This window comes from Variovorax sp. dw_308 (genome assembly GCF_019207085.1).
Taxonomy (GTDB): Bacteria; Pseudomonadota; Gammaproteobacteria; order Burkholderiales; family Burkholderiaceae_C; genus Variovorax.
Genome location: NZ_JAATOM010000016.1, coordinates 40225 through 59855 on the forward strand (window position 1 = coordinate 40225; position 19631 = coordinate 59855).

Here is a 19631-nt window from a genome sequence, read left to right on the forward strand (position 1 = left end):
TTGATGACTCTTGCAGCCACGACGATCGAAATGAAAACTTGTGTTTACACCGTCCTCGTTGGCGGGTATGAGGCCCTGAATGAACAAGCTGTTGCCGGGCAGTCCCGCATCCCCTTCATTTGCCTGACGGACGATCCGACGCTCTCGAGCACGACCTGGAAAGTCGTGCGCGTCCCGACCGCGTTCCCGATGGACCCCATCCGCAGCCAGCGCCTGCTGAAGATCTGTCCGCACGGGGTCGAGGCACTCGCCGGCTTCGACCGCTCGCTCTACATCGACAACTCGGTCATCCTGACCGCGACGCCGGAAGAGATCATCGACCGCTACGAAACCACGGCAGGCATCGGGCTTCCGACGCACAGTTTTCGCGACAGCGTGATGGACGAATTCGTCGAGGTGGCCCGCCTTGGACTCGATGAGCAGGCGCGGATCTTCGAGCAGCTCAACCACTACCTGACGCAGGGCGAACCGAGCCTGGCCGAAAAGCCGCACTGGACGGCCGTCCTGTTGCGCCATCACTCGGACCCGCTGGTGCGAAAGGCAATGGATCACTGGGCGTCCCACGTACTGCGCTATTCGAGGCGTGACCAGTTGTCCTTCAACGCCGCCCTTCGCGACGTCGGCCTGACGCCGCAGCGGTGGGACATCGACAACCGGCAGTCGTGGTTCCATACCTGGCCGCACGTCCCCGGGCGCGACCGCCTTGCGGGCCCTCGCAGCCCGCTGGCATCGCACGCGCCGCCGCACGTGCAGATCCGGTTGCTGGAAGAACAACTGGTCGCAGCCAGGCAAGCGGCGCGAAGCGAGTCCGAGTCGACAGCGATTGCGCGCGACTTGGCGCAACGCGAGCTAGAGGCGGCCCTGGCGCATCGCGCGCAAGTCGAACGCGACAATTCGCAGCTGCGGCAGAACCTGGAAAGCACGTGGCGCGCCTCCGATGCAACGCTCGCCGCGATCCTTTCCAGCAACAGCTGGAAGCTTGCCGCACCGCTGCGACAGATCAAGCGCTGGATTGCCTGACACACCCTGCACTGCACAATCAACCATGCCCTACATGCCCCCTTTCACCCCGCCTGCCCGCTTCAGCGACGCAACCGAGGCGCTGGCCCGCGTGCGCGCCATCTACGACGAAGGCCTGGAACACCTGCGCGATGCGATGCAGCGCTTCGTGGCCGGCGCGTCACTGCCGGGGCGCATGCGCGCCTGCTATCCCTTCGTGCGGGTGCACACGCACACGGTGTCGCGCCACACGCCGCCGGAGAACGCCGGCCTGAGCTACGGCTTCGTGGCTGGCCCCGGCCGCTATGAGACGACGCTGACGCGGCCCGACCTGTTCGCGCGCTACTACGCGGAGCAGTTCCGCCTGCTGCTGGAGAACCACCAGGTGGAGCTCGAGGTCGGCACCAGCAGCCAGCCGATACCGATCCATTTCTCGTTCGTGGAAAACGACCACATCGAAGGCACGATGAGCGCCGAGCGCCGCGCCCTGATGCGCGACGTGTTCGACCTGCCCGACCTGGGCGCGATGGATGACGGCATCGCCAACGGCACGCACGAGGCGCGCGCCGGCGAGCCGCAACCGCTGGCGCTGTTCACCGGCGCGCGGGTGGACTATTCGCTGCATCGCCTGCGCCACTACACGGGCACGGCGTCGGAGTGGTTCCAGAACTTCGTGCTGTTCACCAACTACCAGTTCTACATCGACGAGTTCGTGCGGCTGGGACACGAGGCGATGATGGACGAGAACAGCGAGTACATCGCATTCATCGAGCCAGGCAACGTGGTCACGCGCCGGCGCGGGCTGGCGCCGGAAGCAGCCGGCGCCTATGCCCATCTGCTCGACGGCACGCAGGGCACGCCACCGCCGCGCCTGCCGCAGATGCCGGCCTACCACCTGGTGCGCGAGGACAACAGCGGCATCTCGATGGTGAACATCGGCGTGGGGCCGGCCAATGCGAAGACGATCACCGACCACATCGCGGTGCTGCGGCCGCACGCGTGGATGATGCTGGGCCACTGCGCGGGCCTGCGCAATGCGCAGCAGCTGGGCGACTATGTGCTGGCCCATGCCTATGTGCGCGAGGACCATGTGCTGGACGAGGAGTTGCCGCTGTGGGTGCCGATCCCGGCGCTGTCGGAGATCCAGCTGGCACTGGAGAGGGCGGTGGCCGAGGTGACGGGTTTCCACGGGCCCGAACTCAAGACCATCATGCGCACCGGCACCGTGGCCAGCACGGACAACCGCAACTGGGAGCTGCTGCCGGACAACCGCCCGCAACGCCGTTTCAGCCAGAGCCGCGCGGTGGCGCTGGACATGGAGAGCGCGACCATCGCGGCGAACGGCTTCCGCTTCCGGGTGCCTTATGGAACGCTGCTGTGCGTGAGCGACAAGCCGCTGCATGGCGAGATCAAGCTGCCCGGCATGGCGAACCACTTCTATCGCGAGCGGGTGGAGCAGCACCTGCGCATCGGCATGGCGGCCATCGAGATCCTGCGCCGCGAGGGGGCGGGCCGGCTGCACAGCCGGAAGTTGCGCAGTTTTGCGGAGGTGGCGTTTCAGTAGCCGGCTGCCCTTGCGTCGACGGGCTTTGTCGTCCCTTTAACGGGCGCGCGGGTCGTCGATTTGACGGGCGCGCTGGTTGCTGCTTTCAAGGGGTCGCTGGTGTCGCTTCGAAGACCGCCCGGTGTGCGATACCCGCCGGTCGCCTTCACTGTGCCGGCCGCTGCGCGGCTCCCCTGCGGTGCTCACGATTCGCGGGGTCTCGCAGAACTCGCCGCGTTGCACTCCGCTCAAACAGCTGCGAGCCCTGATCCGCGAATCGCTGCGCTCCTCGGCGGCACAGAGGCGGCGGCCGTCGGGTATCGCACACCGGGCTTGGGGGTGATCGATGCGCGGTGACGCTTTCTGCTCGCCCCATCTGCGGTCAGTCGGTCTCCGGATCGAAGCGCTCGCGGAACGCGTCGCAGAAGGCCGCGCCGCCGCCGATCGAGAAGCTGAAGCAACGGCGGGGCACCGCGCCCGGTTCGTCCGTGACGCTGAGGTCGCAATCCCACTCGCCGCCCTCTTCCATCGGGGCGCGCTGGCCCGGAAACGCGGCTTCTGCCCATGCCAGCACGATGGCGATCTCGGCTTCCACTTCGGCCGCGTTGTCCGACTCGACCGATGCCATCGCGTCGAACACCCCCGTCTCGTCGGAGCCTTCGCTGTAGTCGAAATCGAGCCAGCGCAAGGGCATCGCCTGGCTCATGGCTTGCCGGCCGCGGCGCGTGCGGCGGCTTCGCGCAGCTTGTCCTTCTTGCTCGGGCGCTTGCCCTTGATGCCGCCGTTGGGCGACTGCGCGCCGGGCGCCGTCAGCGGCGTCGTCGATGCGGCCATCGCGACCTCGACCGGCTCGAAGCCCACGATGCGCTCGCGCGGCACGCTCAGGCCCTGGCGCTTCTCGATGAGACGGAAATGCGCCTCGCTGCTGGCCGGCACGAAGCTGACCGCCAGTCCGCTTTCTCCCGCGCGGCCGGTGCGGCCGATGCGGTGCACGTAGTCGGTGACGGAACGCGGCAGATCGAAGTTCACCACGACCGGCAACTGGGCGATGTCGATGCCCCGCGCCGCCAGGTCCGTGGCGACGACGACCTGCACGCGGCTGGCCTTGAAATCGGCCACGACCTGCGTGCGCTTGCCCTGGCTCAGCATGCCGTGGAAAGGCTCGGCCTCGATGCCGGCCTTGCGCAGCTTGTCGGCGACGATCTCGGCGGCATGCTTGGTCGCGACGAAGGCCAGCACGCGGGTCCACTTCTGGTCCTGCACCAGATGGCGCAGCAACTGCGTCCGGCGGCTGGTGTCGACCTCGATGGCGCGCTGGGCGATGTCGGGCACCGTGGCTTCGGTGGCCTCGACCTCGATGCGCAACGGGTCGTTCAGCAACTGCGCCGCCAGCGCCTCGACGGCGGGCACGAAGGTGGCGGAGAAGAACAGGTTCTGCCGTTGGGCCGGCAGCAGCGCGAGGATGCGTTGCAGTTCCTCCGCGAAACCCAGGTCCAGCAGGCGGTCGGCCTCGTCGAGCACCAGGGCGGAGACATTGCCGATCTTCAAGGCGTTGTGATCGAGCAGGTCGATCAGGCGGCCCGGCGTGGCCACCACGATGTCGGCGCCGCCGCGCAAGGCCATCATCTGCGGATTGACCGAGACGCCGCCGAACACGACGGCGATCTTCGGGCGCTCGTGCAGGTGCTGGCCGAGGATGCGCAGGGTCTCGCCCACCTGCGCCGCCAGTTCCCGCGTGGGCACCAGCACCAGCGTGTGCACGGTGCGGCGCGATCGGTGCCGGGGCGCTTCGGCCCAGCGTTGCAGCAAGGGCAGCGAAAATGCGGCCGTCTTGCCGGAGCCGGTCTGCGCCAGTCCCAGCACGTCCTGCCCGCGCAGGATGGCCGGGATGGCGGCGCCCTGGATCTCCGTGGGCGCGAGGTAGCCCGCGCCAGTGGCGGCTTGCGAGAGAGCGGGCGCGAGGCCGAGTGATGGAAATGGCATGAAGGGCAATGAATGGCGATGAACAAATCGGACAGCGGCAGCCGCCTGGTGTACTCCACCGAGACCGGCCGGGTCTGCCCCGGGTGCGGCCAACCGGTTGCGGCCTGCACGTGCAAATTGAAGACGGCAATTCCCGTCACAGACGGCATTGTGCGTGTGTCGCTGGACACCAAGGGCCGCAAAGGCAAGGGCGTGACCGTGATCAAGGGCGTGGCGCTCGACGCGGCGGCGCTCGCGCTGCTGGGCAAGCAGCTCAAGTCGGCCTGCGGTTCGGGCGGCACGACCAAGGACGGCGTGATCGAAATCCAGGGCGATCATCGCGATACCGTGATTGCCGCGCTGCAGAAGCAAGGCATGACGGTGAAGCGCGCCGGCGGCTGACCATCAACATGCGTGAAGGCGCGGGGAGCGGACTGCCGAACGCAGAAGAAAGACAAAAGCACGCAGAAGTCGCAGAAGGTTCTCAAGGAAGAAATCCTGGATTTCCTTTTGCGACTTCTGCGAAACCTTTGCGCCCTCTGCGTTCGGCTGCCCGAATTTCCGGCTCCCACCCAATACCCGAAGCCCACTGACATGACCCCCGAAGACCTCGAGAAGCTCGTCTCGATGCCCATGCCCTTCGGCAAGCACAAGGGCGTGCTGATCGCCGACCTGCCCGGCAACTACCTCACGTGGTTCGCGCGCGAAGGCTTCCCCAAGGGCGAGATCGGCCGGCTGCTGCAGTTGATGCACGAGATCGACCACAACGGGCTGAAGGGCCTGCTCGCGCCATTGCGCAGGCGATAGGCGCCTCTTCGAACTGCGGCTCGAGCCGGTGGAAGAGCGTGTCGCGGTCGTTGGGAAGTTGCCGGCCGGTTCACTCCGGCTGGCCCTGCGACGCGCCAGCGCCCTCGCGCAGCCAGCGGGCCACCACCTGCGGCACGCATTCGGTCGCCTTGCCGCGCATCCAGTCGAAGCCGGCGGGCGGGCTGTCGAGCTCGGGCGCCACGACCACCTTGTCGGCCGCGGCCGGCGCGGCATGCACCAGCGATGCGGCCGGGAAGACCGACAGCGAGGTGCCCACCACGAGCACGCGTCCGGCCTCGGAAAAGTAGGCCCTCGCTTCCTCCAGATGCCGCACCGACTCGCCGAACCAGACGATGTCCGGCCTGAGCTGGCTGCCCTGCGCGCAGCGCTGGCCCATGTGGATCGGCGCAGCGCCGACGCGCTGGCGCAGGCCGCTGTGCTCGCCCCGGGCAAAGGCCAACTCGCCATGAACGTGCACCACCTTCGTCGAGCCGGCGCGCTCATGCAGGTCGTCCACGTTCTGCGTGACGACGACCACGTCGAAGGATTTCTCCAACTCCGCGATGGCCCGGTGCGCTGCGTTGGGCTGTGCCTCGGCGGCTTGGTGGCGGCGCTCGTTGTAGAAGGCCTGGACCACCCCGGGATGCTTGCGCCAGCCCTCCGGGCTGGCCACCTCCTCCCATGCGTATTGCCGCCAGAGTCCGCCCGAGTCGCGGAACGTGGGCAACCCGCTCTCGGCGCTCACGCCGGAACCTGAGAAGATGACGATCCGGCGAGGGTCGTGGCTGGGCATGATTGCGTATGCTTCCAATGATGGGCGGCCAGCATATCCGGCGGGCTGGCCGGCCCGCAAGCGAGCAAGCAAGAACGACAAGGCGCCACGGACCCGGCATCGACTCCGTCGCAGTACTCGGCCGGCCCGAAGCAAAAGACACGTTTGCACTTGCTTTTGAACTTTCGGCTAGGTACGGATTTCCCCGGCAGCACCTACGATCGCTGTCATGACGCGCATGTGGGGACGGATGGATGATTGTCGGCATTGACCTGGGTACAACCAACAGCCTGGTGGCTGCGTGGCGCGATGGCCAGTCCGTCCTGATCCCGAACAGTCTTGGCCAGGTGCTGACGCCGTCGTGCATCAGCATCGACGAGGACGACACCGTGCTCGTGGGCCGCGCCGCGCGCGAGCGGCTGCAGACCCATCCCGACCGCACCGCCGCCGTCTTCAAGCGCTACATGGGCAGCGACAGGACGCTGCGCCTGGGCCAGCGCGACTTCCGTCCCGAGGAACTGTCGGCGCTGGTGCTCAAGTCGCTCAAGGCCGACGCCGAGGCCATGCTGGGCGAGCCGGTGACCGAGGCGGTCATCACCGTGCCGGCCTATTTCTCCGATGCCCAGCGCAAGGCCACGCGGGCGGCCGGGCAGATGGCAGGCCTGCGCGTGGACCGCCTGCTCAACGAGCCCACCGCCGCCGCGCTGGCCTACGGCATGCACCGGATGGGCACGGAAACGCGCTTCCTGGTGTTCGACCTGGGCGGCGGCACCTTCGACGTGTCGATCCTCGAACTGTTCGAGGGCGTGATGGAGGTGCGCGCCTCGGCCGGCGACAACTTCCTCGGCGGGGAGGACTTCGTGCACTGCCTGGTCGACCTGTTCTTCGAACGCAAGTCGCTGCCGGCGGCGCTGCGCAAGGACGCGCTGTTCATGCAGCGCATGGTCGCTCAGGCCGAGGCGGCCAAGCGGGAACTCAGCAGCCAGCCCCGCACGTCGATGTCGGTTCGGGTGGACGAGGAAACGATCACGCTGGCGCTCGACGAGCCCCTGCTGGAACAGGCCTGCGCGCCGCTGCTCAAGCGGCTGCGCACCCCGGTCGAGCGGGCGCTGCGCGATGCCAACCTGCGCGGCGGCCAGCTCGACAACATCGTGCTGGCCGGCGGCGCGACGCGCATGCCGATGATCCGTCGGCTGGTCACCACCATGTTCGGCCGCTTCCCGGCCATCGACTTCAACCCGGACGAAGTGGTGGCGCTGGGCGCCGCCGTGCAGGCCGGCCTGAAGGCGCGGGACGCGGCGCTCAAGGAAGTGGTAATGACCGATGTGTCGCCCTACTCCCTGGGCGTCGAGATCAGCCGCCGGCTGTCCGAATCCATTGCCGCGCATGGCCATTTCGACCCGATCATCGAGCGCAACACGCCGGTGCCGGTGAGCCGCGTGAAGACCTACCTGCCCATGACCCAGGGCCAGCAGTTCGTCGACCTGAACGTGTTCCAGGGCGAGGCGCGCATGGTGAAGGACAACGTGCATCTGGGCCGCCTGCGCGTGGAGATGCCGCGCGGCGCGACCGACGATGCCGGCGTCGAGGTACGCTTCACCTACGACGTCAACGGCCTGCTGCAGGTGGAAGCCACGCTGCGCAAGACGCAGAAGACATCGAGCCTAGTGATCGAGGGCAACCCCGGGCTGCTCACCGAACAGGAGATCGCCGAGCGCCTGCGCTCGCTGGCCCAGCTGAAGATCCACCCGCGCGACACGCTGGAGAACCGCACCCTGATGGCGAGGGCCGAGCGCATCTACCAGCAGCTTCGTGGCGAGGTGCGCGAATGGCTGGGCGCGCAGATCACGACCTTCGAGCATGCCCTCGCCGGCCAGCAGCAGCGCGCCATCGCGTCGATGCAACGGCAGCTCGAGGAACACCTGAACCGCATCGAGCGGGACGGCTACATCATGGACGTCGACTGACCGTGGCCACTCGACGCCTGGAGGGCGAGACACCGGAATTCCTCCAGGTGCTGGGCCTGGACAACGACGCCAGCGCGCGCGAGATCCGCGGCGCCTATGCGCGACAGCTCAAGCAGATCGAGCCCGCGGCGCAGCCCGAGGCCTTCCAGGAACTGCGCGAGGCTTACGAGTTCGCATTGCACTGGGTGGCCGAGGACGTGCAGCCCGAGCGACACGCGGAACCCGCCACGCCGGAGGGCGCCCGCCAGTCGCAGCATGCCAATGCGCAGTCGACCGCACGCGCCATGCTGGAGGAATTCAAACTCTCCATGGGCGGCCAGCCGCCCCGGGACACCGAGGACGCGCGGCTGCGCCTGCGCGCCGCACTCGACGATCCGCGGCTGCAGGACCTGGACGCGCGCTTCACCTTCGAAGGCGGCATTGCCAACCTGCTCGCGGACGGCTGGCGGCCGGGCCACCAGCACCTGTTCGGCCCGGCCGTGCTCTGCTTCGAATGGCGCACCGACCGTCCGCGGCTGAAGGCCTACGGCCACTCGGGCACGATCATCGACAAGGCCATCGGCGAACTCGAAATCCACCAGACGCAGCCGCCCGCGCAGCGCGAGGAACAGCGCAACGTGATCCGCGACCTGCGCAGGGAGACCCCGCCAAAGCGCGGCGACGCGAGCTACAGCACGGAGTTCATGCGGCAGGTCGTCGCAAGCTATCCGAACTGGCTCCATGTCGTGACGCACACCGCAAACCTGACGCTGTGGCAGGAAGACGGTCTCGCGGCGTCGCGCCGTTCGCGCACCGAGGCCTGGCAAAGGTTCAGGAAGCGGGCCGGCGTCGTGGGGTTGTGCCTGCTCGTGCTGCTGGTGGCAGGCGTGCTGGGATGGGCCTTGCTGTCCGAAGGCGAGGCGCGGCCGCAGGGCGTCGGCGCGCCTCCAGCCGACGATGCGCAGGGTCGGATGGTGCAGGGACCGCAGGAGACGCCGCCCGCATCGCGCGGTGAAGACGCCAGGTAGGCTTGCATGAGCAGCGAAACGCTTCCCTCCTTTCTTGCCGCACTCGAACTGTCGCCGGCCGCGCAGGAGCGCGACGTGCGCCGCTCCTATGCGAAACGCCTCAAGCAGATCGACCAGGAGGCGGACCCGCGCGGCTTCCAGGCCCTGCGCGATGCGTATGAAGCCGCGTTGAACTGGGTCCGCAGCGCGCGCGAAGAGCCGACGTTCGCGCCGCCGGTCATGGCGCCCGTCATGGCGCCGGAGGTGGCCCGCGCCGACCCGTCGGCCACGGCGCAGGAGATGCTTCACGCGTTGTCGCATTCGATGGTCGCGCAGCCGCTGGTCAACCTCCGGATGGCGCAGGACCGCCTGCATGCCGCGCTGGACGACCCGCGCTTGCTGGACCTCGATGCACGCTGGATGTTCGAAGGCGGCATCGCGGTGCTGATCGCCGAAGGCTGGCAGCCCGGGCATCAATTCCTCGTGCCGGCCGCGATCGAGATCTTTCGCTGGCGCGTGGAGCATTCGCGGCTGCAGGGATTCGGCCGGGCGGGGCAGGTCGTCGACGGCGTGGTCACCGAGCTCGACCTGTACGAGCAGCACGCGCCCGACCTGCGCCTGTCGCTGGACAAGGTGATGCGCCTGCTGCGAAGCACCGAACGTCCGGAGGTGCAGTTCCTGATGACGCACATGCAGTTCGTCGAGCACATCGCGCGTGCGTACCCCCACCTGGTCCATGTGATCACCAACCCGCGGAACATCCAGCAGTGGCGGGAATGGGAGGCGCAGGCGATCGCGGCGCGGCCCGCGCCAGCGCCGGAAAAACCCCAGCATTGGCTGATGCGCATCGTGGATCGCAGGCCCGGGCTGATCCTGCTTGCCATGCTGGCGCTTGCGTTCGTGCTGTTGTTGTTCACGGCGCCCAAGGCCCCGGAGCGGCCTGTGGCTGGCGCACCCGCCGGAATGCCAGCCGCCGGAGCGCCCGGGGCCGCGGCGCACCCTGCCACCACGAACAAGCCTCGGACCCCGGCGGACGTGGCGCGGGAACAGGGCCTGAAGGCCGGCATGGAGGCGATCTCGGCTGCGATGGCGCCGGCGCAATACAAACGTCCCCCGGCCGTGGACTACCCGGCAGCCTCGCTGCGTCCGGGTGAAACGGGCAAGGCGCTGATCCGGGTGATGGTCCGCCGCGACGGAGCGCCCGGCGAGGTCGAGGTGTTCCAGACATCGGGCCACGACAAGCTGGATCGCGCCGCGCTCGACGGCGTTCGCGGTGCGAGCTTTGTTCCCGCGCGCGGTCCGGATGGCCAGCCCATCAACGCCTGGTTCATCGTGCCGATCAACTTCACGCAGGGCAGGAAGTAGCGCGCAACGGCAAGCTACAGCGGCGCCATCTCGAAGCGCAATGCCGCGCCCTTCATCGACGCCGTCGCGGCCAGTTCGCCGACATCCACCGGCTTGCCGACGAAGGCGATGCGCAGGTAGGGCACAGGCGCCGGCAGCGCGCGGAAGGCACGCAGCAGGATCTGCGCGGCCAGTGCGCTGTCGGGTCCGCCGATGGCGAGGTTGATCGGCTCGCTGGCGCCGCGCGCCATGACCAGGGCGAGGTCGGACACCATCGGCGACGACGCGGCCACGAGCGCGGCAAAGGCTTCTGGCGACAGCGGCGGCGTGCCGTCGGCAGGCGGAGCCGGCGCGGGCACCCAGACGGTCAGCATCTGGTCGCTCAGCTTCATCTCCGGGCCGAGCGACTGGTAGCCGATGTGGGCCACCAGTTCCGGCGTCAACTGCGGCGGCGCGCTGGCGCAGGCGCCGAGCAGGCCGGTGGCCGCCAGCGTCAACGCGGCCAGCGCCAACCGCAATTCACCTCGTCTCATCGATAGGCTCCTGGATATCTGTCGATGGTCAGCCCCTTCATGTCGATGCCCGGCTTGCGGCCCGAGATCACGTCGGCCATCACGCGGCCGGTGCCGGCGGCCATGGTCCAGCCGAGCGTGCCGTGGCCGGTGGCCAGGTAGAGGTTGGGCAGGCGCGTGGCGCCGATGACCGGCGTGCCGTCGGGCGTCATGGGACGCAGGCCGCACCAGAACTCGGCGCGCCGGGTGTCGCCGCCGTTCGGGAACAGGTCGGTCACCACATGCTCCAGCGTGTGCCGGCGCGCCTCGTGCAGCTTGAGGGTGTAGCCGGCCAGCTCGGCCGTGCCGCCGACGCGGATGCGGTCGCCCAGGCGCGTGACGGCGACCTTGTGGGTCTCGTCCATCACGGTGGATTCAGGGGCGCCGGTGGCGTCGGTGATCGGCACGGTGATCGAGTAACCCTTGACCGGGTACACCGGGATGCGGATGCCCAACGGCGCGAGCAGCAACGGGGAGTGGCTGCCCAGCGCGACCAGATAGGCGTCGGCCTTGACGGTGCCGACATCGGTGACCACGCCATCGATCTGCTGCGCCGCGAACTTGAGCCGCTGGATGCGCGTGCCATAGCGGAACTGCACGCCCTGCTGGACGGCCATCGCGGCCAGCGCCTGCGTGAACTTGAAGCAATCGCCGGTTTCATCGCCCGGCAGCAGCAGGCCGCCCGCGAACTTGTCGCGCACGCCGTGCAACGCGGGCTCCTGGCGCACGCAGCCGTCGCGGTCGAGCAATTCGAAGCGAACGCCGTAGCGCTTGAGCACCTCGATGTCGGCGCCGGTGTGATCGAGCTGGGCTTGCGTGCGGAACAGTTGCAGCGTGCCCTGCATGCGCTGGTCGTACTGGATGCCGGTCTGGTCGCGCAGTTCTTCCAGGCACTGGCGGCTGTATTCGGCCAGCCGCACCATGCGGCCCTTGTTGACCTCGTAGCGCGCGGCCGTGCAATTGCGCAACATCGACATGCCCCAGCGCACCATGCCGAGATCCAGGTGCGGCCGCACCACCAGCGGACGGTGATGCATCAGCAGCCACTTGATCGCCTTGACCGGCACGCCGGGCCCGGCCCAGGGCGCCGAATAGCCGGGCGACACCTCGCCGGCATTGCCATAGCTGGTTTCAAGCGCGGCGGCGGGCTGGCGGTCGATCACCGTCACCTCGTGCCCCGCTACTGCGAGTTGGTAGGCCGCGGTCACGCCGATGACGCCGCTGCCGAGGACGACAACCTTCATTCGATTCCTTTGGTGCGCCTCGGGGAGGGCGTTGGGTCGGAAGGTGTGAATGAGGCCGGCGTGCCCGGGCGGGATGCGCGGGCGTGGCGGATTCGTTCACACATTCCCAGTGTAGGGGGGCTCATTCACCGAACAACTCCGGCATCTCCCGATGTGCCTTGGCCGTGACCGTGAGCTCGCGCCCGTCCAGCGCCTGCCGCACCCAGCCGCGTCGCAGCGACAGTTGCAGCCAGGCCGCGGCCAGCGCGCCACCCAGGTGCGGGCGGCGCTCGCTCCAGTCGAGGCAGGCGCAGGCAAAGCGGCGACGCCCCCGGCGCGCGGCGGCGATGTCCAGGCCCAGGCTTTCGAGGGCCAGCGCACCGTTGGCGGTGAGTTCGTAGGCGCCGCCCTGCGCTACCGCCTCGATCCAGCCCTGCGCCAGCAATTGGTCGTGCAGCGCGACACCGGCCGCGCCGGCGATGTGGTCGTAGCAGGTGCGCGCGGCGCGCAGCTTCGTGGGCGTGTTGGGCTTGAAGGTGCTGCGCGTGGCGCCGGCGACGACGAGCAGGCCTTCCAGCGCCGCGGCCACGTCGCCACCGGCCAGGCGGAAGTAGCGGTGCTTGCCCTGCGCCACCGACTCGATCAGCTTCTGCTCGCGCAACCGCGCAAGGTGTGTGCTCGCTGTCGAGGGTGCGACGCCGCCGACCGTGGCCAGTTCGGTCGCGGTGCGGGCATGGCCGTCCATCAGGCTGCACAGCATGCGCGAGCGCGCCGGCTCCGCGATCGCGGCGGCCACGCGGGCCAGATGGGTGTCGGCTTGATCGTCCGGATCGTCATCCATGATTCGATGGTAGCCGAAGCATGCAATCCGGTACAACTGCATCATGCGCGCCGTGAGCGCCGCCCGGCCGCTTCGAAGGCGCTCTCACCGCAGCGCGGAGGTTACCCAATGAGTCCTGCCAATGCCATCGATGCGGTGACGCATCCTGATCCCTACCCGTACTACACGACCCTGCGCCAAGGCCCGCCGCTCGCCTTCGACGACACGCTGCAACTGTGGGTCGCGAGTCGCGCCGACGTCGTGGCCGAGGTGCTGGAGCATGCCGCACTGCGCGTACGCCCGGTGACCGAGCCGGTGCCGCGCGGGATCGCCGGCGGTCCGGCGGGCGAGGTGTTCGGGCGACTGGTGCGCATGAACGATGGCGCGCTGCACACCGTGCATCGGCGGGTGCTGCAAAGGGCGCTGGCAGGGCTGGACCCGGAAGGCACACGCAACGAAGTCCTGCGCGTGGCTCGTCGCCTGCCCGGTGGTCCGCTCGACGAATGGATGTTTGCAATGCCGCTGCGCGCGTTGGCACACCTGCTGGGATTCACCGGGGAGGACGGGCCGGGCATCGCGGCCGATGCACGCGCTTTCTCGGCCTGCCTGTCGCCGCTGTCGACGCGCGAGCAGTTCGACGCGGCGGACGCAGCGGCCTTGTCCCTGGGCGATCGCCTCCGCCGGCTGCTGGCCGGCCGGCGGGCTCGCCCCGACAGCCTGTTCGCCGCCGTGCTGGCGCAGGCGCACGAAGACGCCAGCGTGAATGCCGACACGCTGCTGGCCAACCTCCTCGGACTCTTCTCGCAAACCTGCGACAGCACCGCCGGGTTGATCGGCCAGGCCGTGGTGGCGCTGGCGCGCGAGGCCGGCCTTGCCACCCAAGTCGGCACGCGGGTCGATGGCTTCGAGTTGCTCATGCAGGAGGTTGCGCGCCACGACCCCCCGGTGCAGAACACGCGCCGCTTCGTGGCCGATGGCTGCACGGTAGCCGGCGTGGAACTGCATCCCGGCGATACGCTGCTCGTCATCCTTGCTGCCGCCAACCGGGATCCCACGCTGAATGCCGAGCCCGATGCCTTCCGGCTCGAACGCGTCGCGCGACGCAACCTCGGCTTCGGGCGGGGCGTCCACGCATGCCCGGGACAGGCGCTGGCGCAGACCTTCGCGGCATGCGGCGTGCAGGCGCTGATCGAACAGGGCATCGATCTCAATTCGATCCGCACTTCGGGATGGAACTACCGCGTCTCGGTCAATGGGCGCATCCCATGCTTCGGTGCGTCAGTCGTCGCCGCGCGCTGAGCCTGGCTCCATGCGAAGGACGCTTCAGTTCGTCGACGCCACCGGCTGCCCCGGCGCCGGGGCGAGCGCGCGCCTGTCGGTGCACAGCTTGCCGGCGTCGGTCGCGAAGTTCTGCACCGCGTTGGCCATGGCCGCGTTCAACACGCTCATGTATTCGCCATTGCCGTTGTTCCAGTTGCCGATGGTGCCCATGCCGTGATAGCGGCGCGTGACGGGGCCGTCCGGTGTCTGGAAACTGGCCTGGATCACCACGTGCGACACGAGGTTCAGGCCGGCGGACCAGGCATGCGCCAGGCGCAGCCCGAAGCTGGCGCCGACCTGGTTGCCGGCATCGGGCGCAGCCACGACCCCGTCCTGCGGCTGGAAGCCCAGCGCACGCGTCGACTCCAGTGCCTGGTGCGTCCACTTCACCACGTCACCGCTGCGGATCGACTCCACATACATCGGCGCGTGGATGCCGAACATCAACGCGCCCACCGTGGCGGGGTTGGATCGAAGGTCTTCGATCTTTCCGAGGTAGAGCGCGCAATTGCGGGCCGGTTGCGGCGCGTCCGCAACCGGTGGGCCGTTGGGACGCTGCGTGGACGGGGACGCGACCGGCGCCATGTAGACCATGCTGAGCGGTTCGGCGGCATCGAACGCGTGCGCGAGGCACGGCAGGAGGGCTGCTCCGGCAGCCATCGTCAGGCAGTGCAGCGCCTTCATGGTTGGGCCACCTGCTCGACCGAATACATGCCGACGGTGTCGACCCGGCGGATCGTGCGCGTGCCGCGACGGTCCACCAGCACGCCCGACAAGGTGGCCGGCATCCCGTTGGCGACCATCTTGAACGGCTCCTTCTTCGGCTCCGCCGCGCCGGCGGCTGGCTTGGCTTGCGCATCGATGTCGAGTGCGACCATGCGCAGGGTCTCGGTGATCGACTCGCGCATGTACGAACGCAAGAGGCGGCCGTCGTCCGCCGTCAGCTTGCCGAGGACTTCGGCCCGCGTGCCCGCGGGCAGCGGCATCTGGTAGACCGCATTCCCGTAGTACGAGCGCTCGGACTGGCCGTCCTGCCAGAGGTTGATGCCGGTGCGGGTGGTGAAGGCGCCCAGGCCCGGCTCCAGTGAATACTGCACCAGCAAGGTCATGTAGGCATTGCCCTTGGCCGTGGCGGCGATGCGTTCGTCGCGCTCGCGCGGCACCGGCATCGTGGACAGCACTTCGGCCGATTGAAGGCGCAATGGGAAGGCGGCTTCCGTCGCCTGCTTCAAGGCGACGCGCGCTTCCTTGCGGAAGTCGATGTCGAGCAAGGGGTCCACCATTGCCTGGATGTCGGCGGCCATGCCCTTCTGGCGGGACTTCTGGACCTCGACGTCGATGAGGACGCCAATCAGCCCGCCCGGCGCGGCGGATGCTCCCGGCGCCGTGGCGCTGAACATGAACCCGTCCTGCGCCACGACGACGCGCACATCGACCGCCTTGATCTTCTGGCGGTTCTCGGCTGACAAGGGTTTGTGGAACTGGGCACAGCCGGCCAGGCACAAGGCCACGACCGCCGCCAGCAAACGTTGGACTCTCAAGACTTCCTCCCGGGGCATTGGCTTCTGGATCGCCCGGGAATCTACCTCAGGGGTGCAGTGGCAACGATGCGGGTTGACCCCATCGCAACGAAAGTGCTAACGGCAGCCGATGCATCTTCATGACGTCCATCACGAGCAGGCGCTGGGCGCCCGGATATGCAGAGACTTCCCTCTCATCCACCACGATCCTGACGCCGGCAGCGACTTGCAGGAGGTCCCCGTTGTCGTAGTCGATGAACAGCAGCCCGGCGCGCGGCGCCAGCAGCAGGTTGCCGAGCGTGTTGAAGAAGTAGTTGCCAAGATAGTCGGGCACGACCAGCGTGCGCTCGTCGACGACATGCACGAAACCTCGCGGGCCTCCGCGATGCGACACGTCCACGCCATGCGCCCTTGCGGCACCGGGTGAGCGCGCTTGCGGATGCGCGCTGGCAATGAAGAAGGTGTCGGCTTGCGCGATGAATCGCATGGCGTCGGCGTCCAGCCGGTCCGCGTGTTCCGGCGGGATCGTTGCGCCGGCGCGCGCAGCGAACGAAGGCTCCCGCGGCCAGATGTACTTGGGGCAGTTGCCGAAACTTTGGGTGATGCGCACCGAGAAGCCAGCGCCCCGGACGCGATCGACGATGCCATTGGCCCGGTTGCGCCGACGTGTGTGCGGCTGGATGCCGAGCAGGCCGATCGATGCGCCCTCCGCCAGCGATGCGCCGCCCGCATCGCCCGCAAGCGGCAGCGCCGCAATGTCCAGGTGTCGGTCGTCGGGAGAGCGCACGAAGCCAGGCGGCGCGGCCAGCACCGACGCCCACGGTTGCCCCTCAGGGTCCACCAGGCCGATCAGCAGGAACGGGAGTTGCGCGAAGAAGCTGCGGTGCTGGTCCGGCATCGCTTCGCGGATCACGCGCGAGCCGACCTCCTCCAGCTTGTCGCGCGAACCGGCATGCGCCTGCAGCGCCTTCTCGCCCTCGTGGAATGGCGCGTCGGATTCGAAGACGGCAGTGTTCATGATGTTCATCGCCCCGCAGAAGAAGAAGATGGGCTCATTCTTCTTTCTTTCGCCCTTCGGATGAATCCCTCTGGGCGCAGTGCACTCCTTCACTTTCCGGTTTAATGCAGTCATGGATCGCCTCAAGGCCATGCAGACCTTCGTGCAGATTGCCGACCAGGGCAGCCTCACCGGCGCGGCACGTGCGCTCGACAGTTCGCTGCCGGCGGTGGTGCGTTCGCTGGCCGCGCTCGAGGCGCACCTGGGTGTGCGCCTGTTCCACCGCACCACTCGCCGCAATGCGCTGACCGAGGAAGGCCGACGCTACCTTCAGAGCGCACGCGAGGTGCTGGCCGCCGCCGACGCGGCCGACCGGGTGCTCACGCGCGAAGCGGGCGAGCCGGCGGGCCAGCTCACCATCACCGCGCCCGTGCTGTTCGGCCACATGTACGTCTCGCCGGCCGTCACGCGCTTCCTGCAGCGCTATCCGAAGATGCGATGCAGCGTGCTGCTGCACGACCGCAAGGTGGACCTGCTGGAGGAAGGCATCGACGCGGGCATCCGCATCAGCCCGCTGGAGGATTCGTCGCTGGTGGCCCAGACGCTGGGCACCCTCCGGACCGTCGTGGTTGCGAGCCCCGCGTACCTTCGGCAACACGGCGTGCCCGCCCATCCCCGGGACTTGCAGGAAGCCGAATGCGTGCGCATCCACGGCAGCACGGTCGGCGACTGGCGCTTTCGCGACCCGGGCGGCGGCAAGCCGATCCGCGTGCAGACCGACGGCCGCCTCGCGTTCAACCACATCGCACCGGCCGTCGAGGCCTGCGCCGCGGGCATGGGCTTCGGCATGTTCCTGTCGTACCAGGTGATGCCGCAGCTCGCACAGGGCCGCCTGCAGGTCGTGCTGCAGGACTTCGAGGCACCGCCGCGGCCGGTGAGCGTGATCTACCCGCACGCGCGACTGATGCCTGTGCGCACGCGTGCCTTCGTCGACTGGATGAAGCAGGAGTTCAGCGGGTTCGCGCTATGACCGGGGGCGGCTGGCACGCATGACAATGCGCCGGTGACATCCCCCGCCCTCTTCCATGTGTCGCAGCTCAGCAAGCGCTACGGCGACACCACCGTGGTCAGCGACCTGTCCTTCGACATCGCGCCTGGCGAATGCCTGGGAGTGATCGGGCCGAACGGCGCGGGCAAGACCACGACGATCCGCATGTGCCTCGGCCTGACGGCGGCCGACACCGGCGAGATCACCTATCGCAATGGCGGCACCGAGCCATTGCAGATGCCGCGCGACGCGCTGGCCATCAAGGCGCAGATCGGCGTGGTGACGCAGTTCGACACGCTGGACCCCGATTTCAGCTGTGCCGAGAACCTCGTGGTCTATGGCCGCTACTTCGGATACGCCAAGGCGCAGATCCTGCCGCGCGTGCCGAAGCTGCTGGAGTTCGCAGCCCTGTCGCACAAGGCCGATGCCAAGCCCGGCGAGCTGTCTGGCGGCATGCGGCGCCGGCTCTCGCTGGCCCGCGCGCTGGTGAACGACCCCAGGCTGCTGCTGCTCGACGAGCCCACCACCGGCCTGGACCCGCAGGCGCGGCACCTGATGTGGGAGCGGCTGCAGGTGCTGCTGCAGCAGGGCAAGTCGATCCTGCTGACCACCCACTTCATGGACGAGGCGGAGCGCCTGTGCTCGCGCCTGATCGTGCTCGACCACGGCCGCAAGATTGCCGAAGGCAAGCCGCGCGACCTGATCGCCGAGCACCTGGAGCCGGATGTCGTCGAGGTCTACGGCAACGGCGCGCTGTCGCTGGCAGCGCGGCCCGAACTGAAGGCGCTGGCGGCGCGGGTGGAGGTCAGCGGCGAGACGGTTTTCTTCTACACGCAGGACGCGCGCGGCCTGCTGCAGGCGCTGGCTTCGCACCATGGCTTGCGCACCTTCCACCGCCCTGCCAACCTCGAGGACCTCTTCCTCAAGCTCACCGGAAGGCAGATCCGTGAAGACGCCTAGCCTTGTCGAACCCGAATCCATCTGGCGCGCGCCGGCCATGTCGATGCGCTGGTGGCCCGTGTTCCTGCGCAACCTGCTGGTGTGGCGCAAGCTCGCGGTGCCGAGCCTGATCGGCAACATCGCCGAGCCCCTGATCTGGCTGGTGGCCTTCGGCTACGGCATGGGCATGCTGGTGGGCGAGGTCAACGTCGGCGGCGCCAAGGTGCCCTACATCCTGTTCCTGGCCAGCGGCTCTATCTGCATGAGCGCGATGAACGCGGCCTCCTTCGAGGCGCTCTATTCCGCCTTCTCGCGCATGCACGTGCAGAAGACCTGGGACGGCATCATGAACGCGCCGGTCGGCCTGGACGACATCGTGATGGCCGAGATGCTCTGGGCCGCATTCAAGTCGATCTTCACCGTGACGGCCATCCTCTTCGTGATGCTGGGCCTGGGCATCAGCCACAGCCCGAAGCTGCTGCTGGCCTGGGCGGTGCTGGCCGGTGCGGGCATCACCTTCTCGTCGATGGCGCTGATCTTCAATGCGCTGGCCAAGGGCTACGACTTCTTCACCTACTACTTCACGCTGTTCCTCACGCCGATGATGTTCCTGAGCGGCGTGTTCTTTCCGCTGGAGCAACTGCCGGGCGTGGTGCGCGCGGTGGCCGCCTGGCTGCCGCTGACCAATGCGGTGCTGCTGGTGCGGCCGCTGTTCATGGACCAATGGCCGGCCGGGTGGGTGCAACATGTGTTGGTGCTGGTCGTGTATGCGGTGGCCTCGTTCTGGATGGCGCTCGCATTCACGCGCAAGCGCTTTCGCGCCTGACGACGAA

20 protein-coding genes are annotated in these 19631 nt (G+C 68.3%); 11 read left to right on the forward strand and 9 right to left on the reverse strand.

Annotated elements, in window-relative coordinates:
• The first annotated feature begins 30 nt into the window (after positions 1–30).
• Entirely contained in the window at positions 31–1020 is a 990-nt protein-coding gene (locus HCU76_RS25260; protein ID WP_218510950.1) for a glycosyltransferase domain-containing protein, read from the forward strand.
• A gap of 25 nt (positions 1021–1045) precedes the next feature.
• Complete coding sequence (locus HCU76_RS25265; RefSeq protein WP_213952810.1) at positions 1046–2563, forward strand: AMP nucleosidase; 1518 nt, start codon at positions 1046–1048, stop codon at positions 2561–2563.
• Positions 2564–2924: 361 nt separating this feature from the next.
• Here HCU76_RS25265 and HCU76_RS25270 read toward each other — a convergent pair whose 3' ends face one another.
• A complete protein-coding gene (locus HCU76_RS25270; protein WP_256354429.1) occupies positions 2925–3248 on the reverse strand; it encodes a hypothetical protein in 324 nt (107 codons plus the stop codon).
• Positions 3245–4525, reverse strand: a complete 1281-nt coding sequence (locus HCU76_RS25275; protein ID WP_218510951.1) for a DEAD/DEAH box helicase — start codon at positions 4523–4525, stop codon at positions 3245–3247. Before HCU76_RS25275 ends, HCU76_RS25270 begins: the two co-directional genes overlap by 4 nt.
• 12 nt (positions 4526–4537) lie before the next feature.
• On the opposite strand from HCU76_RS25275, the gene HCU76_RS25280 reads away from it, so the two are divergent.
• Positions 4538–4906 carry a translation initiation factor Sui1 gene (locus tag HCU76_RS25280; protein WP_213952808.1) on the forward strand — a complete coding sequence of 123 codons (369 nt, stop codon included), beginning with the start codon at positions 4538–4540 and terminating at the stop codon, positions 4904–4906.
• A 192-nt stretch (positions 4907–5098) separates the two neighbouring features.
• Positions 5099–5311, forward strand: a complete 213-nt coding sequence (locus tag HCU76_RS25285) for a DUF3820 family protein (protein ID WP_213952807.1) — start codon at positions 5099–5101, stop codon at positions 5309–5311.
• A gap of 70 nt (positions 5312–5381) precedes the next feature.
• Here the strand turns inward: HCU76_RS25285 and HCU76_RS25290 are convergent, their stop codons facing one another.
• Positions 5382–6104, reverse strand: a complete 723-nt coding sequence (locus tag HCU76_RS25290) for a Sir2 family NAD-dependent protein deacetylase (RefSeq protein WP_218510952.1) — start codon at positions 6102–6104, stop codon at positions 5382–5384.
• Positions 6105–6337: 233 nt separating this feature from the next.
• Between HCU76_RS25290 and HCU76_RS25295 the strand changes: the two genes are divergently transcribed.
• The 3 genes from HCU76_RS25295 to HCU76_RS25305 are packed head-to-tail and all read left to right on the forward strand — an operon-like array spanning position 6338 to position 10401.
• Complete coding sequence (locus HCU76_RS25295; protein ID WP_218510953.1) at positions 6338–8050, forward strand: molecular chaperone HscC; 1713 nt, start codon at positions 6338–6340, stop codon at positions 8048–8050.
• A 2-nt stretch (positions 8051–8052) separates the two neighbouring features.
• Positions 8053–9057, forward strand: coding sequence for a J domain-containing protein (locus HCU76_RS25300; protein ID WP_218510954.1), 1005 nt, complete (start codon positions 8053–8055; stop codon positions 9055–9057).
• A 6-nt stretch (positions 9058–9063) separates the two neighbouring features.
• Complete coding sequence (locus HCU76_RS25305; protein ID WP_218510955.1) at positions 9064–10401, forward strand: energy transducer TonB; 1338 nt, start codon at positions 9064–9066, stop codon at positions 10399–10401.
• Positions 10402–10415: 14 nt separating this feature from the next.
• On the opposite strand, the gene HCU76_RS25310 is transcribed toward HCU76_RS25305, so the two are convergent.
• The 3 genes from HCU76_RS25310 to HCU76_RS25320 all read right to left on the reverse strand — a co-directional run bounded on the left by HCU76_RS25310 (position 10416) and on the right by HCU76_RS25320 (position 12995).
• Positions 10416–10913 (reverse strand): hypothetical protein, encoded by a 498-nt coding sequence (locus HCU76_RS25310; protein ID WP_218510956.1) that lies wholly within the window; start codon positions 10911–10913, stop codon positions 10416–10418.
• A complete protein-coding gene (locus HCU76_RS25315; RefSeq protein WP_218510957.1) occupies positions 10910–12175 on the reverse strand; it encodes a D-amino acid dehydrogenase in 1266 nt (421 codons plus the stop codon). Before HCU76_RS25315 ends, HCU76_RS25310 begins: the two co-directional genes overlap by 4 nt.
• Positions 12176–12296: 121 nt before the next feature.
• Positions 12297–12995, reverse strand: a complete 699-nt coding sequence (locus HCU76_RS25320) for a helix-turn-helix transcriptional regulator (protein ID WP_213952800.1) — start codon at positions 12993–12995, stop codon at positions 12297–12299.
• A 108-nt stretch (positions 12996–13103) separates the two neighbouring features.
• On the opposite strand from HCU76_RS25320, the gene HCU76_RS25325 reads away from it, so the two are divergent.
• Positions 13104–14273, forward strand: a complete 1170-nt coding sequence (locus HCU76_RS25325) for a cytochrome P450 (protein WP_218510958.1) — start codon at positions 13104–13106, stop codon at positions 14271–14273.
• A gap of 24 nt (positions 14274–14297) precedes the next feature.
• Here the strand turns inward: HCU76_RS25325 and HCU76_RS25330 are convergent, their stop codons facing one another.
• From HCU76_RS25330 to HCU76_RS25340, 3 genes are read right to left on the reverse strand one after another with little or no spacing between them, the layout of a single operon-like run.
• Positions 14298–14978: a hypothetical protein gene (locus tag HCU76_RS25330; RefSeq protein WP_213952798.1), complete on the reverse strand. Its 681-nt coding sequence runs from the start codon at positions 14976–14978 to the stop codon at positions 14298–14300.
• Entirely contained in the window at positions 14975–15835 is an 861-nt protein-coding gene (locus HCU76_RS25335) for a hypothetical protein (RefSeq protein ID WP_213952797.1), read from the reverse strand. The genes HCU76_RS25330 and HCU76_RS25335 overlap by 4 nt, the downstream gene beginning before the upstream one ends.
• Positions 15836–15881: 46 nt before the next feature.
• Entirely contained in the window at positions 15882–16964 is a 1083-nt protein-coding gene (locus HCU76_RS25340; protein ID WP_256354430.1) for a pyridoxamine 5'-phosphate oxidase family protein, read from the reverse strand.
• Here HCU76_RS25340 and HCU76_RS25345 point away from each other — a divergent pair.
• Genes HCU76_RS25345 through HCU76_RS25355 form a run of 3 tightly spaced genes read left to right on the forward strand, consistent with a single transcriptional unit; the run spans position 16945 to position 19624 of the window.
• Positions 16945–17841: a LysR family transcriptional regulator gene (locus tag HCU76_RS25345; RefSeq protein ID WP_213952796.1), complete on the forward strand. Its 897-nt coding sequence runs from the start codon at positions 16945–16947 to the stop codon at positions 17839–17841. The two genes, HCU76_RS25340 and HCU76_RS25345, sit on opposite strands and share 20 nt — an antisense overlap.
• 33 nt (positions 17842–17874) lie before the next feature.
• Positions 17875–18819 (forward strand): ATP-binding cassette domain-containing protein, encoded by a 945-nt coding sequence (locus HCU76_RS25350; RefSeq protein ID WP_213952795.1) that lies wholly within the window; start codon positions 17875–17877, stop codon positions 18817–18819.
• A gap of 37 nt (positions 18820–18856) precedes the next feature.
• Positions 18857–19624, forward strand: coding sequence for an ABC transporter permease (locus HCU76_RS25355; protein ID WP_256354441.1), 768 nt, complete (start codon positions 18857–18859; stop codon positions 19622–19624).
• The last annotated feature ends 7 nt before the right edge of the window (positions 19625–19631 follow it).